Annotated in this window: 15 protein-coding genes; 7 read left to right on the top strand and 8 right to left on the bottom strand. The window is 42.3% G+C overall.

The genetic code is table 11. The annotated features are described in order from the left end of the window. Positions 1–25 precede the first annotated feature (25 nt). The 3 genes from KXQ82_RS12015 (at position 26) to KXQ82_RS12005 (ending at position 3584) form a co-directional block, all read left to right on the top strand. Entirely contained in the window at positions 26–1960 is a 1935-nt protein-coding gene (locus tag KXQ82_RS12015) for a fumarate reductase/succinate dehydrogenase flavoprotein subunit (RefSeq protein ID WP_219488620.1), read from the top strand. Between the two features lie 3 nt (positions 1961–1963). Beyond that, on the top strand, positions 1964–2746 hold the full coding sequence (locus KXQ82_RS12010; protein ID WP_219488619.1) for a succinate dehydrogenase/fumarate reductase iron-sulfur subunit: 783 nt from the start codon (positions 1964–1966) through the stop codon (positions 2744–2746). A gap of 262 nt (positions 2747–3008) precedes the next feature. Next, positions 3009–3584: a 5-formyltetrahydrofolate cyclo-ligase gene (locus tag KXQ82_RS12005; protein ID WP_219488618.1), complete on the top strand. Its 576-nt coding sequence runs from the start codon at positions 3009–3011 to the stop codon at positions 3582–3584. Here the strand turns inward: KXQ82_RS12005 and KXQ82_RS12000 are convergent. The 3 genes from KXQ82_RS12000 to KXQ82_RS11990 form a co-directional block, all read right to left on the bottom strand. Next, positions 3577–4116, bottom strand: a complete 540-nt coding sequence (locus tag KXQ82_RS12000) for a DUF922 domain-containing protein (RefSeq protein ID WP_219488617.1) — start codon at positions 4114–4116, stop codon at positions 3577–3579. The two genes, KXQ82_RS12005 and KXQ82_RS12000, sit on opposite strands and share 8 nt — an antisense overlap. Positions 4117–4231: 115 nt before the next feature. Continuing rightward, positions 4232–4768, bottom strand: coding sequence for a hypothetical protein (locus tag KXQ82_RS11995; protein ID WP_219488616.1), 537 nt, complete (start codon positions 4766–4768; stop codon positions 4232–4234). Positions 4769–4874: 106 nt separating this feature from the next. After that, a complete protein-coding gene (locus KXQ82_RS11990) occupies positions 4875–5822 on the bottom strand; it encodes an SPFH domain-containing protein (RefSeq protein ID WP_219488615.1) in 948 nt (315 codons plus the stop codon). Positions 5823–5919: 97 nt separating this feature from the next. On the opposite strand from KXQ82_RS11990, the gene KXQ82_RS11985 reads away from it, so the two are divergent. Next, positions 5920–6105 (top strand): hypothetical protein, encoded by a 186-nt coding sequence (locus KXQ82_RS11985; protein ID WP_219488614.1) that lies wholly within the window; start codon positions 5920–5922, stop codon positions 6103–6105. A gap of 1 nt (position 6106) precedes the next feature. Here the strand turns inward: KXQ82_RS11985 and KXQ82_RS11980 are convergent, their stop codons facing one another. Both KXQ82_RS11980 and KXQ82_RS11975 read right to left on the bottom strand, forming a co-directional pair. Continuing rightward, the gene (locus tag KXQ82_RS11980) at positions 6107–7219 is read right to left on the bottom strand and encodes a CapA family protein (RefSeq protein WP_219488613.1); all 1113 of its coding nucleotides are present in this window, start codon (positions 7217–7219) and stop codon (positions 6107–6109) included. Between the two features lie 56 nt (positions 7220–7275). Further along, on the bottom strand, positions 7276–7872 hold the full coding sequence (locus KXQ82_RS11975; protein WP_219488612.1) for a C40 family peptidase: 597 nt from the start codon (positions 7870–7872) through the stop codon (positions 7276–7278). Between the two features lie 237 nt (positions 7873–8109). Here KXQ82_RS11975 and pdhA point away from each other — a divergent pair, with 237 nt between their 5' ends. Continuing rightward, positions 8110–9102 (top strand): pyruvate dehydrogenase (acetyl-transferring) E1 component subunit alpha, encoded by a 993-nt coding sequence (pdhA, locus tag KXQ82_RS11970; RefSeq protein ID WP_219488611.1) that lies wholly within the window; start codon positions 8110–8112, stop codon positions 9100–9102. Positions 9103–9140: 38 nt separating this feature from the next. Further along, positions 9141–10841 carry a dihydrolipoyl dehydrogenase family protein gene (locus KXQ82_RS11965; protein WP_219488610.1) on the top strand — a complete coding sequence of 567 codons (1701 nt, stop codon included), beginning with the start codon at positions 9141–9143 and terminating at the stop codon, positions 10839–10841. Between the two features lie 100 nt (positions 10842–10941). Here KXQ82_RS11965 and KXQ82_RS11960 read toward each other — a convergent pair whose 3' ends face one another. The 3 genes from KXQ82_RS11960 to KXQ82_RS11950 form a co-directional block, all read right to left on the bottom strand. Continuing rightward, positions 10942–11484, bottom strand: coding sequence for a hypothetical protein (locus KXQ82_RS11960; protein ID WP_219488609.1), 543 nt, complete (start codon positions 11482–11484; stop codon positions 10942–10944). A gap of 1 nt (position 11485) precedes the next feature. Beyond that, a complete protein-coding gene (locus KXQ82_RS11955) occupies positions 11486–11962 on the bottom strand; it encodes an RNA polymerase sigma factor (RefSeq protein ID WP_219488608.1) in 477 nt (158 codons plus the stop codon). A gap of 140 nt (positions 11963–12102) precedes the next feature. Beyond that, positions 12103–13170 carry a branched-chain amino acid aminotransferase gene (locus KXQ82_RS11950; protein WP_219488607.1) on the bottom strand — a complete coding sequence of 356 codons (1068 nt, stop codon included), beginning with the start codon at positions 13168–13170 and terminating at the stop codon, positions 12103–12105. 151 nt (positions 13171–13321) lie between these two features. Between KXQ82_RS11950 and KXQ82_RS11945 the strand changes: the two genes are divergently transcribed. Beyond that, positions 13322–13705, top strand: coding sequence for an HYC_CC_PP family protein (locus tag KXQ82_RS11945; protein ID WP_219488606.1), 384 nt, complete (start codon positions 13322–13324; stop codon positions 13703–13705). Positions 13706–13760: the final 55 nt, after the last annotated feature.

The raw sequence follows: 13760 nt of genomic DNA, 5'->3' as shown, positions 1-13760 counted from the left end.
AGCCGCTATACATAAACTTAAGAAGATGATTTTAGACGCTAAAATTCCTGCAGGCCCATTAGCCGAAAAGTGGAGCAAGCATAAGTTTAACCTTAAACTGGTTAATCCTGCAAACAAGCGTAAATATAATGTTATTGTGGTGGGAACCGGATTGGCAGGCGCTTCGGCAGCTGCTTCGTTGGCTGAGCTTGGCTATAACGTTACCGCTTTCTGTTTCCAGGATAGCCCGCGCCGTGCACACTCTATTGCAGCGCAAGGTGGTATCAATGCCGCTAAAAACTATCGTAACGATGGCGACAGTGTTTACCGTTTATTTTACGATACCATTAAAGGTGGCGATTACCGTGCCCGCGAAGGCAATGTTTATCGCTTAGCGGAGGTGTCGGTTAACATTATCGACCAATGTGTTGCTCAAGGCGTACCTTTTGCACGCGAGTACGGCGGTTTGTTAGATAACCGTTCGTTCGGTGGTTCGCAGGTATCGCGTACGTTTTACGCCCGTGGTCAAACCGGACAACAATTGTTGTTAGGCGCATACTCGGCCCTTAACCGCCAGATACACGAAGGTAAGGTTAAAATGTACACCCGTACCGAAATGCTGGATGTGGTTGTTGCCGATGGCAAAGCGCAGGGTATTATCACCCGTAATTTAATTACCGGCGCTATTGAAACACATGCCGGTCATGCTGTTTTATTAGCTACAGGTGGTTATGGTAACGTCTTTTATCTGTCAACCAACGCGATGGCCAGTAATGTTACCGCTGCATGGCGTGCGCACAAGCGTGGAGCGTTCTTTGCTAACCCGTGCTATACCCAAATTCACCCGACTTGTATCCCGGTATCGGGCGATCATCAGTCGAAATTGACGCTGATGTCTGAATCGTTACGTAACGATGGCCGTGTTTGGGCACCAAAAACTCCGGAACTTGCGCAAAAACTTCGTAAAGGTGAGTTAAAAGTGACCGACTTAAAAGAAGAAGACAGGGATTACTTCCTGGAAAGAAAATATCCATCCTTTGGTAACCTGGTGCCGCGTGATGTTGCATCACGTAACGCTAAGGAAGCTGTTGACGAAGGTAAAGGTGTAGGTGGATCGGGCGTGGCTGTATTTTTGGATTTTGCTGAATCAATAGCCCGTTTGGGTGAAGATACTGTAAGGGCCAAATACGGTAACCTGTTTGATATGTACATGCAGATAACCGATGAGAACCCTTATAAAGTACCAATGCGTATTTACCCGGCGGTACACTATACCATGGGTGGGCTTTGGGTTGATTATAACTTATCAACAAATGTACCGGGCTTATACTGCTTAGGCGAAGCTAACTTCTCCGATCACGGTGCTAACCGCTTAGGTGCTTCGGCGCTGATGCAGGGTTTGGCTGATGGTTATTTTGTTATCCCTTATACTTTAGGCGATTATCTGGCTACTATTGGCCCGAAAGCTATTGATACCAACAACCCGGCTTTTGCTCAAACTAAAAAGGATGTGACCGACCGTATTGAAAAGCTATTGGCTTTACGCGGAACAAAAACAGTTGACGAATACCACCGCGAACTTGGCCACATTATGTGGGAGTACTGCGGTATGGCACGTACCGAAGATGGCTTAACAAAAGCAAAAGGCTTAATTGCTAGTTTGAAAGCCGATTTCTGGAAAAATGCTATTGTGCTTGGCGAAAACGAAGAGTTTAACTCATCGTTAGAAAAAGCAGGCCGGGTAGCCGACTTTATCGAATTAGGTGCTTTAATGGTTGAAGATGCTTTACAACGTAAAGAATCATGCGGTGGCCACTTCAGGGTAGAATCACAAACAGAAGAAGGTGAAGCTTTACGCGACGACGACAATTTTGCCTACGTAGCCGCATGGGAATATAAAGGCGAAGATGTACCTGAGGTGCTGAATAAAGAGCCTTTGGTATACGAAAATGTTAAATTGACTCAACGTTCATACAAATAAGATATGAGTACCAACGGAAATATGAACCTGACGCTGAAAGTATGGCGTCAAAAAAATGCGCAAAGCGAAGGCAGCATGGTTACCTACAAGGCAGATGGTATATCGCCTGATATGTCATTTCTTGAAATGCTGGATGTGGTTAACGAAGATCTCATCCATAAAGGTGATGATCCTATTCACTTTGACCATGATTGCCGTGAAGGCATTTGCGGAATGTGTTCGTTATACATTAACGGCCAGCCACATGGTCCAAAACGTGCCATTACCACATGCCAGCTACACATGCGTAGCTTTAAAGATGGCGAAACTATTACTATTGAACCATGGCGTGCTGCTGCTTTTCCTGTAGTTAAGGATTTGGCTGTTGATCGTTCCGCGTTCGACCGTATACAGCAAGCAGGTGGTTACGTATCTGTAAACACAGGCGGTGTACCTGATGCCAACGAAATAGCGATACCTAAAGTAATTGCCGATGAGGCTTTCAACTCGGCTACCTGTATAGGTTGCGGCGCCTGCGTTGCAGCTTGTAAAAATGCTTCGGCTATGTTGTTTGTATCAGCCAAAATATCTCAGTTCGCGTTGTTGCCACAAGGCCAGCCTGAGCGTTACAGCCGTGCCCAGGCAATGGTTGCACAAATGGACGAAGAAGGTTTTGGTAGCTGTACCAATACCGGGGCTTGTGAAGCAGAATGCCCTAAAGAAATATCATTGACAAATATTGGCCGTATGAACAACGACTACCTGAGCGCTAAGCTTTTCAGGCAGGAAGATGTAAACAGAGGCTAAAACATAATTAGACCGAAAAGGCTCCCGGATATCCGGGAGCCTTTTTTATTTGCAAATGAAAGCTGTATATTTGAATATGCAATGGTTTGGGCCTATCGGCAAATAAATAAACCGCTATTAAGAAACACGTGTTGGGAAGCGCTCGTAATACTATGTGTTTCAAACTTGACACCTCACGTGCAGGAGGGCAATCTATCGATTACCAATAGGCCCCGGATGAGGTGCTGAATACGCCCGATCGACCCTTTATTAAATTACAACATTGTCAACCAAATCCCAACTCCGCAAAATATACTTCGAAAAGCGCAAACAGCTTTCCGTTGATGAATGTTCGGAATTAAACCAACTTCTTTTAAAGCGATTTCAAGAGCTTAATTTTTCAGGCATAACCTGCATCCACATCTTTTTACCTATATCATCAAAAAGAGAGCCCGATACTTTACTTTGCATCCAATGGCTCAGATCAAAACATCCGCAAATACAAATATCCTATCCTAAAACAGATTTTTCCACCCTAAGCATTACCAATTACCTTAATGATGCCGATTTGAAACTGGAGGAAAGTAAAATGGGCATTACCGAACCCATCAGTGGTAATATTATTGATGTCAATACTATTGATATGGTATTTGTCCCTTTATTAACATTTGATAAAAAAGGCTACCGTGTTGGATACGGCAAAGGCTTTTACGACCGCTTTATGGCCACCTGTAAACCTGAAGCGCGTTTTGTTGGGCTTTCGTTATTTGAACCTGTGGATGCGATCGAAGATATTGACCAATACGATATCCCGCTCCACCAATGCATTACACCCCAAAAGACCTGGGAATTTAATTAGCGCTTGCAAGGCTCACATTATCTATCCGGCGTGAAAACCACGCGTTCCATTTTTCCTGGTTATCATTGTTCTGCATGTGCTCGGTTGATGCCTCATAGTCTGCATTCATTTTTTTGTACTTGGTTTCTAACTGGCGGTACAGGTAATCTATTTCGCGCTGGTAATTAGCAGAATAATGGTATCGCGATAAAACCGTGTATGCTTCACACTTTAATAAAAATGCAATATTATAATGCCCCTGCTCGTGCCTTAAAATCTGTTGTAATTGCTCCCGGTCACTTACGTCAGCCATTCTGATGTATGATCTCGCATTATCCATGCTGAGCTTTACATCAAAAGTAATATCGTAATTATTCTTGTTATGAATAACCTGGTAAGTATAGTTAACCTGGCAACTGGTAAATGCGATATCGCCGCTTTGTGGCGATGATGGTGCGGCATAAAAATCGCGCGCTGTTAAACGATGATATGATTGCCCATGGGTAAATATGGGTATAAACAAAAACATTATTACAGCTATTCTTCTCATCATTATCTTCTTCATCTATCAGGAATAATCAATACGATAGACTAAACGTATAACGATAAGTTTATTGTACCATCCACATAAAAAAGGGGAAACAATTTGCTTCCCCTCTTATTAACTGTTAATGGTTTCCGTGGCCGCCACCATGACCATGTTCATGCTCACCGTGTTCTTCATGGCCTCCGCCATTTCCGTGCCATTGCGGCCCTCTGCCTCCATGGTTGCCGTTATCCCAATGTCCGCGTTCACGTTCAACTTCACGGTACCTAACCTCCCTGTATGCCGGGCGATATTGCACCGGGTGGTAACGTTGTACATAAACTGTTCTTTGCGGCGCAAAATAAGTATATGGCCTTGCGCCGTAATAGTTTACCCTTATATGGTGCAATCTTGCAATATTATAACTGGCATATATTCCTGGCAGCGATGCTGAAAAAGTCCAACCCGGTCCGTCGTTATAATAATACCCTTGGTTTTGGGCATCGTAATAACTATCTATTTCGGGAATATAATAATAGCGCGTTGTATGAGCGTATGCAGGTGGCGCCCAAACCGGCGGGTTACCTATATTTATAGAAACTGATACTTGTGCCTGGCTTGTAAAACTGCTTGCCAGCATAACTAATGCCGCAAACATGGTAAGTGATATCTTTTTCATAATACAGAGATAAAGCAAAGCTTATGCCACTGCATTACTCACTGTATATCAGCACTAAATAAAATTAATCACATATCAAATCGACCTAAATAGCGTACATGCTATCCTATTTCTTTTTCTTCTCTATAGTTTCCTGCCCAAGCAGATTGAGCGCCATCATCTCTTTCATGGTTTTCTGCATATTATCTCCCGAGCCATCCAAAAAGATGACATTACCCTGCGAGTTCTCCGAGAAGTGTTTTATAGCCTCTGTCCACATGGTAAACAAAATAACCGAAGTATCCATATTGGCTTCCTGCATTTCTTTAGCGGCAACAGTCATACCCTTGGCTACCTCTTCACGGAACAATGCTATACCCTGCCCCCGCAATTGCGCAGCCTGGCGTTCTGCCTCTGCGGCAATTTTTATCGCATTCCCTTCTGCTTCGGCAGCTTTTGTTTTGGTAATGAGTAAGGCCTGGCCTTCATTCTCGGCAGCAGCTTTCAGGTTATTTGATGCCACAACCTGGCTCATCGATTTCATGATCACATCATCAAAAGTAATATCATTTAACTGCAGGTCTTGCAGGTGATAACCCCAGCTTTCTAATATCTGATCGATCTGCTCTTTTACATGATCTACAATATCCCGTCTTAAAATAAGTACATCGGCCTGCTTTTTTGTAGCCACAAATGCCCTTATAGAGCCTTCAACGGTTCGTACCAAAGCCTGCATTAAATTTCGTTCGTCAACAAATTTAAAGGCAACGTTTTTAATACTTTCTTCTTCCTGATCAAGCACCGAATACAGCAACATCGCTTTAAAATAAACATTGGCCTGGTCAATAGTTACCGCCTGGAACTCCAGCTCTACAGAACGGTTTTGGATTGAAATACGTGTATGTATCGACTCGATGAAGGGTATTTTAAAATTTAACCCCGGCATAAGTAACCGGCTATATTTTCCAAAAACAGTAACTACAGCAATTGTGCCTTGCTGCACAGATACAAAGGAAGTAAATATCAGTATCAAAACAACGAATCCGATTATGGCAAAAAAAGGCAGTGCAAACATGGCTTTATTGGTTTTAGTTAAACGAATATATGTAATCGGTTTTATTATTGGTTGCTTTTTTGATACAGTACCAGCAACTAACTAAAAACCATTTACCATGAACTTAAAAAGAACTTTCGGCGCGATATTAACAGTATTAGGAATTATAGGCTTGATATATGCTGCTGCCAGCATTATTCAACACAGCAGCCAGTACACTGCAATTATAGTTGTTGCTATAGTTGGTGTACTGTTTTTCTTTTCGGGCATTAGCCTGGTGCGTGTAACTAAAGATGAAGCATAGCTTACTGTTGCGTAACGGTAATTATACCGTCATCAGCAATGTTCAAACCGGAACGGGGAAAATCCGTTTCGGTAAGCATTTTTATGCGTGTAATTATTTTACTGGTGCTATCGCATTCAAGGCCATTTAAATGCGTTTGTTTTATCGGGATAATACGCCCGTTTAAAAACTCTCCTTTTTTATTTAGGAATACCTTTAACAGTGGGGCTATACCGCAAACACCGGCAACGCTCACACTTTTATACGTACAAAAATTACCCAGGCTATACGCTATCAGGCGTTTGTTATATACCTCTAAAGCACGGGTAACGTGCGGGCCGTTCCCAAATATTACATCGGCACCCGCATCAATAGCATTGTGCGCAAAGGCATGTACGTCGCCCCGCTTTTGCCTCATAAACGATTCCATTTTAAACGGCACATGCTCAAACCCTAAACCCTCGCCGCCACCATGGAATGATACGATCACAATATTAACCTGCTTTTTAAGGTTACTAATAATAGCCGCGGCATTTTTCAGATCGGTTATCGGTACCGTGTTCGCATTGGGCGCAAAAGCACAAAACCCATAAGTAATACCTCCCGATTTAAATACTATGGTTGGCTGCGTTAATAATCCCGCATACCTTATGCCTATACTATCCAGCACCTTAGTTGTGCTTATCCTGCCGTGTTCGCCAAAATCACCAACGTGGTTATTTGCCAAACTAACAATATCAAAGCCCGCCTCTTTTAAAATGCCGGCATAAGCAGGCGGCATTCTGAAATAATACGGATTTGCCATTTTCTTTTTATAATCGGCAGGATGGCCGCCTTCCAGCAGCGTTCCTTCAAGATTACCAAAAGTTATATCGGCTTGTTGCAATTCTTTTAAAACAGCCTTAAAGCTATTTTTCCCGCTATCTGGTGGCAAATTAACATTGTTAGGATAAGATGTCCCCATCATAATATCGCCAACGGCAGCAATAGATATGGTATCGTGCGCGATATGTGTGGACTTAGCTTTTATTGGTTTTGTTGCAATTGTTGTCCCTTTATGTTTTAATGCTATGGGATTATCACAAGCAGCAATAACCAACAAGCAACTGGTGATACAATAAAGATATATTTTCATGGGCAAAAAAAAATCCTCCCGGTTATGGGGAGGATCAATATTTTTTAAATCTGTATTTATTTTTTTGCCGCCGCCTTCTGCTGTTCAGCAAGCATTGAATTTTCTAATTCTTTTTTAAACGAATCTAATAACCTTCCGCCTTTATAAAAGTAGTGGCTATAGTAATCATCGTCAAGGTTAGATATTTTTACACCACCCGAGGCCGATTGTACAAATTTATTGTTACCCAAATAAACGCCAACGTGTGTAATATTGCGGCTATTAATTTTAAAGAAAACAATATCGCCTTCTTTCAGCTCATCCTTTTTAACCGGGCTAACCATGGTAAAAATGTCGCGTGAGCTTCTTTTTATATCAAGGTTAAATACTTTGCTGTACAATTCTTTTGTAAATGCCGAACAATCAATACCGTTTTTGGAATTTCCGCCAAAACGGTAAGGGGTTCCTATCCAATCATAAACAAACTGGAATAGTTTAACATTTGAGGTTGTTGACAAGGCAACACCCATAATTTGTGAAAAGTAATCTTTTATAAGGCTTTTATCGTCGTCGGATGATTTCTCTGTTTCCTGGTTTGGTACGACTTTTGTTTGTGCTTGTGTAGTAGCTATAACACTGAAAAACAGTGCAAATACGATAGTTATTTTCTTCATTTAATACAATTTTTGTTGTGGGGACTGCAACAAATTAACAATTCAATTCATGTTCCTGTAAAACATACAGGCCTGTATACGCATGGATACACTTTTTGTTTCCAAGGTCCGAAGATAGTTTTAAAAATCCCTTTTCCAAAAAAAACTTATAAAAATGTAAACATTGCCGAGAGTTTTTCGCTTTTTACGCGGATATAATTAGATTTGCGCATCATATTAAAAAACGTTTTTTAACACATGGCGATCGCGATTACAAAAGACACCTATCTGCATTGGTATGAATCAATGCTTCTGATGCGAAAATTCGAAGAAAAAGCAGGTCAATTATACGGACAACAAAAAATAAGAGGTTTTTGCCACTTATATATTGGCCAGGAGGCTGTTTTAGCCGGTGCCATGTCGGTAATAAGACACGATGATAGTTTGATAACCGCTTACCGCGATCATGCGCACGCTTTAGCAAAAGGCACATCGGCAAATGCTGTAATGGCCGAGCTGTATGGTAAAGCTACCGGTTGCTCAAAAGGCAAAGGCGGCTCCATGCACATGTTTGATAAAGAGAACCATTTTTACGGTGGACACGGTATAGTAGGCGGACAGGTGCCAATGGGTGCGGGTATCGCTTTTGCTAACCAATACAGCGGCCGCGATAACGTTAACATTGCCTACATGGGCGATGGCGCAGTTCGCCAGGGTGCATTAACCGAAACCTTTAACATGGCTTCGTTATGGAAACTCCCTGTAATTTTTGTTTGCGAAAACAATGGTTACGCCATGGGTACTTCGGTAGCGCGTACTACCATCCAACCTGATATTTACAAATTAGGCTTACCTTACGATATCCCTTCATCGGCTGTTGATGGTATGGACCCTGTTGCAGTACACAATGCCATGGACGAAGCTGTTGACCGCGCGCGCCGTGGTGATGGACCAACATTCCTTGAAATGCGTACTTACCGCTACAAAGGCCACTCAATGTCCGATCCTCAAAAATACCGTACTAAAGATGAGGTTGAAAGCTACAAAGCAAAAGACCCTATCGAAACTGTAAAGGCTACTATCGTAAAAGAAAAGTATGCCGATGAGAAATGGTTCGAAGAAATTGATGAGAAGATAAAAGCTATTGTTGATGAATCAGTGAGATTTTCTGAGGAATCACCTTGGCCGGATGCCTCTGAATTGTATACCGATGTGTACGTGCAGAAAGATTATCCATACATCAGAGACTAATTACTAAAATATAATTCAAACTATTCATCGAATAAAACATGGCTGAAGTAGTTAAAATGCCTAAAATGAGCGATACCATGACCGAAGGGGTATTGGCTAAATGGCATAAAAAAGTGGGCGATAAGATAAAATCAGGCGATGTAATGGCCGAGATAGAAACAGACAAAGCCACAATGGACTTTGAATCGTTTCAGGATGGCACCTTATTATATATAGGTGTTGAAGAAGGCAAAGCCGTTCCGGTTGATACTGTTATTGCCGTTTTAGGTAAAGAAGGCGAAGACTACAAAGCTGCTTTAGCTGCCGAAGGTGGTGCTGCTGCTCCAAAAGCAGAAGCTGCGGCGGCACCTGCTGCCGATAAAAAAGCTGACGCTCCGGCTGCTGAAAAGCCTGCCGCTGCTGCCGCTCCAAAGGTTGATCTTTCAAAGATACCAGCAACGGTTATCCGTATGCCGGCCCTTAGCGATACAATGACTGAAGGCCTCATTGAAAAATGGAACTTCAAAGTAGGTGATAAAGTAAAAAGCGACGATTCGTTAGCCGATGTGGCAACCGATAAAGCTACTATGGAGGTTGTTGGTTACGAAGCCGGTACGTTATTATATATAGGTGTTGAAGAAGGTAAAGCTGCTCCTGTAAATGGCATCATAGCCATTGTAGGTAAAGAAGGTACCGACATCACCCCTTTATTACAAGATGGTGGCGCAACACCTGCTGCTGCACCTGCCGCCGCCGAAACCGAAGCTCCTGTTGCAGAAACTGCCGCTGCTCCTGCAACTACCGCTAATGATGATGACAGCCGTGTAAAAGCATCTCCTTTAGCGCGTAAAATTGCTAAAGACAAAGGCATCAGCCTTACCGAACTAAAAGGCAGCGCCGAAGGTGGCCGCATTGTTAAAAAAGACGTTGAAGCATTTGTGCCGGGCGCCGCTAAACCAGCCGCCGCTCCGACCACTGCTGCTGCACCAGCCGCTACAACTACTGCACCAGCCGCTACAACTACTGCAGCTCCGGCAAAAGAAGCACCGAAGGTTGTCATCCCTGAATTTACAGGTACCGAAAAATATACCGAGAAACCGGTTTCGCAAATGCGTAAGGTTATTGCCAAACGCCTTTCGGAAAGCTTGTTTACCGCGCCTCACTTCTACGTAACCATGTCTATCGATATGGACTCGGCTATTGAGGCACGTAACAAAATCAACGCGTATGCGCCAAGCAAGGTGTCATTTAACGATCTTGTTTTGAAAGCTACAGCTATCGCGCTGAAACAACACCCGGTGATCAATTCATCATGGTTAGGCGATAAGATCCGTTACAACGAGCACGTTAACATTGGTGTTGCCGTTGCTATCGAAGATGGTTTGTTAGTGCCTGTTGTGCGTTTTGCCGATGGCAAATCATTAAGCCACATCAGTGCCGAGGTAAAAGACTTCGCTGCAAAAGCTAAATCTAAAAAACTGCAACCTACTGATTGGGAAGGCTCAACCTTTACCATATCAAACTTAGGTATGTTTGGTGTTGACGAGTTTACCGCCATCATTAATCCACCTGATTCTTGTATTCTGGCCGTTAGCGGTATCCAGGAAGTTCCGGTTGTTAAAAATGGTGCTGTAGTGCCCGGTAATGTGATGAAGCTTACCCTAAGCTGCGATCACCGTACAGTTGATGGCGCATCGGCAGCTGCGTTCTTAAATACATTAAAAGCATTGTTAGAAGAGCCGGTTAGGTTGTTATTCTAATCATTCGCTTATTCATATTGAAGCCGCTATCTTTTAGGTAGCGGCTTTTTTGTTGATCGGCTTAGGCTATGATCTATTCATCTTTTAAATACTACCCCTATCAATTAAAAGCCAAAAATGTTTTTTGGAGATTTTTTATTCGTTTTAACCAAATGCTGCTCAAAAACACCATCTGAACGGTAAAGGTTAGGCCGATGATAGCTATCGCCATATACCTGTTCGAATTAAAACTGAGATTATAGGTGAAAAACGACAATAACCCTACTATGAAAATAACCCGTGCAGCAATTGATACAAAAGCATAGATCTTTACTTTGGCAAGATAATTTGCCAACGATGCTTTAATTGACGCCCCGTTGATGAGATATTTTGCAAACCGGTAGCCCATAAGGTTGTGTACCAATGGCAGCAAAACAGAAACAATAAGCAACGCATTAACTAATAGCGGTTTACCAGAACCATCGAACATGGTATAATAACATAATAAGAAAACAATCCAGCCGGTAATCTCAATAACGAGTTGTTTCCTGATCCCCTTTAAAACCGGGTGCTTGTTTTCTAATAGCATAGTTTGCAAATCATCGATGCTTTTTTTTGTGGTTTCCATATTATTCCATTCGGATTTAAATTGATCGAGTTCCATATTATTTGATTATAAGTTTTTGAATTTTATTTTTTATCCTGTTGATCCTGACACCGATGTAGCTTTCGTTAACTCCGATGATCTCGGCAATTTGTTTATAGCTGTGCTCCTCAAAATACAGAGCTATAATTGCCTTTTCATTATCGTCAAGTTGTTTCAATACGGCAAACAACCCTTCCTGGCGTATTGCCAGCTCGTCACTTTGTAGCTCTTCGGGATAATCCGGTAAAATAACACCGTATTCGATTTCAGGCTTTTTTTTACGAAATGTTGCGACCGCCGTGTTCAAGGCAATCCGATACATCCATGTGCTTATTTTTGCCATGCCTTTAAAAGTATCACGCCCTTTCCATAGCTGGAAAACGATCTCTTGAAACAAGTCCTCTCTATCTTCACACGTGTCACGATATAAATGACAAACTTTATGAATGATCTTTTGGTGATCCTTAATCAATGCTAAAAATTCGGCTTCATCCATATATAGTTATTGGGTTAATGTATCCATTAATATCATTTTTCCTTATAGGTTGGTAAAATGTTGGAAAACTTACACTACCCTAAAACAAAAAGAGCGATGAGTTTAAAACTCATCGCTCTTTAAAAACTGTGTAATGCTGATTACACCATATAATTCCATCCATACGGGTCGGCTGTTACACCATAGCGTATCTCGTTCAGTGTTTTAAGCACTTTCTGGCTAAACTCACGTTCGGCTGGGTCACTTAATGTATACAGTTGTCCTTCGTGTTCTATCTGGCCTATAGGTGCAATGGTAGCGGCAGTACCGGCACCAAAAGCATCTTCAAGGGTGCCGTTTTTAGCGGCTTCTAATACCTCGGCAACGCTTACACGACGCTCTTCAACAGGGTAGCCCCAATCACGGGCAAGGGTCAATACTGTATCGCGGGTAACGCCTTTTAAAATAGTGCCTTTATCTGTTGATGGCGTTATCAATTTACCATCCAATAAAAACATTACGTTAGCAGCGCCTAATTCTTCCATATAAGCGTGCTCCTTGCTGTCAGTCCAGATCAATTGATCGTAACCTTGTTCAACAGCCATTTTACCCGGCAACATAGCACCACCATAATTTCCGGCTGCTTTGGCGTAGCCAAAACCACCCTCGGTAGCACGCGAAAACTCTGTCTCAATTTTAACCTTTAACGGTTTAGTAAAGTAAGGGCCAACCGGGCCTGTCAATACCATGTACTTATAGGTTTTTGATGGAGAAACGCCAAGGTAAGGATCAGTAGCGAACATAAACGGGCGGATATACAAAGAGTGGCCCGGTTTTGTAGGTACCCAATCGCTATCCACATCAACCAGCGCTAATATGCTTTGTATAAAAATATCTTCGGGCAAGGTAGGCATACACAAACGCTCCGCCGATTTATTAAAACGCTCGGCATTTTTGTTCGGGCGAAACACAGAGACATTTCCATCGACATGCTTATAGGCCTTAATACCTTCAAAAAACGATTGTCCGTAGTGCAGCGAAGAAATTGCAGGGCTCAGGCTAATATCGCCATAAGGTACAATTTGAAAATTCTTCCACTCACCATCCGCGTAATCCGCGACGAACATGTGATCTGAAAAAGTATGTCCAAAAGTTAAATTATCAAAATCCGTTGTGGTTAAACGCGAGTTTTGATTTTTAGTGATGCTGATGTCAAGTGTCTCAGTCATAATTGTAAATGCTTAGTATAATGAACTACAAAATTACGATTAATTGTCGAAAAAAACAGCCTTACAGCCACGCAATCAACATATTGTGTCCGACCAATATCATAATTAGTATGTTTTTACTATTTAAACGTTTTAACCCTATATTTGTGATATGTTAAAAAGAATGATAATTTATGGGATGGCTGTATTTTACCTTGCGGTAAGTACAGGCTTTACTGTAAACTTTCATTACTGTTTTGGCCAATTTTCATCGGCATCGTTCGGGGCGCCCCAAACCTGCGCCGGTGGCAAAATGCGCATTAATAAGCCTTGCTGCAAAACAGAGCATGTAAACATCGCTGTAAAGGATAAACATGTAAACAGTACAGCACACACATTTACCGCACAATACGCAGCGGTAATGCCGGTTGTTTATCATATCCAATACAACGCTTTTGCTACCTGCCGGGATATTGTTAAACACGCCCCCAACAAAGCGCCGCCCAATGCCGCTGCCAACCCTTTGTACCTTACTTTCGGTAATTACCGAATCTGATCCCTCTTTCCATTTTTTGAGAGCTAAGGCTTTCTCATAACCGTATTTTTCAATA

Source organism: Mucilaginibacter rivuli (assembly GCF_019391655.1).
Lineage (GTDB): Bacteria > Bacteroidota > Bacteroidia > Sphingobacteriales > Sphingobacteriaceae > Mucilaginibacter > Mucilaginibacter rivuli.
Note: the sequence above shows the minus strand (reverse complement) of the source record. Positions and strands in the feature narration are given on the sequence as shown.

Bases quoted from the DNA above. Each gene is read 5' to 3' on its own strand.
- KXQ82_RS11995 (WP_219488616.1), bottom strand. From the start codon at position 4,768: ATGAAAAAGATATCACTTACCATGTTTGCGGCATTAGTTATGCTGGCA.
- KXQ82_RS11985 (WP_219488614.1), top strand. From the start codon at position 5,920: ATGAACTTAAAAAGAACTTTCGGCGCGATATTAACAGTATTAGGAATT.
- KXQ82_RS11990 (WP_219488615.1), bottom strand. From the start codon at position 5,822: ATGTTTGCACTGCCTTTTTTTGCCATAATCGGATTCGTTGTTTTGATA.
- KXQ82_RS11960 (WP_219488609.1), bottom strand. From the start codon at position 11,484: ATGGAACTCGATCAATTTAAATCCGAATGGAATAATATGGAAACCACA.
- KXQ82_RS12015 (WP_219488620.1), top strand. From the start codon at position 26: ATGATTTTAGACGCTAAAATTCCTGCAGGCCCATTAGCCGAAAAGTGG.
- KXQ82_RS11945 (WP_219488606.1), top strand. From the start codon at position 13,322: ATGTTAAAAAGAATGATAATTTATGGGATGGCTGTATTTTACCTTGCG.
- KXQ82_RS11965 (WP_219488610.1), top strand. From the start codon at position 9,141: ATGGCTGAAGTAGTTAAAATGCCTAAAATGAGCGATACCATGACCGAA.
- pdhA (WP_219488611.1), top strand. From the start codon at position 8,110: ATGGCGATCGCGATTACAAAAGACACCTATCTGCATTGGTATGAATCA.
- KXQ82_RS11950 (WP_219488607.1), bottom strand. From the start codon at position 13,170: ATGACTGAGACACTTGACATCAGCATCACTAAAAATCAAAACTCGCGT.
- KXQ82_RS12000 (WP_219488617.1), bottom strand. From the start codon at position 4,116: ATGATGAGAAGAATAGCTGTAATAATGTTTTTGTTTATACCCATATTT.
- KXQ82_RS11955 (WP_219488608.1), bottom strand. From the start codon at position 11,962: ATGGATGAAGCCGAATTTTTAGCATTGATTAAGGATCACCAAAAGATC.
- KXQ82_RS12010 (WP_219488619.1), top strand. From the start codon at position 1,964: ATGAGTACCAACGGAAATATGAACCTGACGCTGAAAGTATGGCGTCAA.
- KXQ82_RS11980 (WP_219488613.1), bottom strand. From the start codon at position 7,219: ATGAAAATATATCTTTATTGTATCACCAGTTGCTTGTTGGTTATTGCT.
- KXQ82_RS11975 (WP_219488612.1), bottom strand. From the start codon at position 7,872: ATGAAGAAAATAACTATCGTATTTGCACTGTTTTTCAGTGTTATAGCT.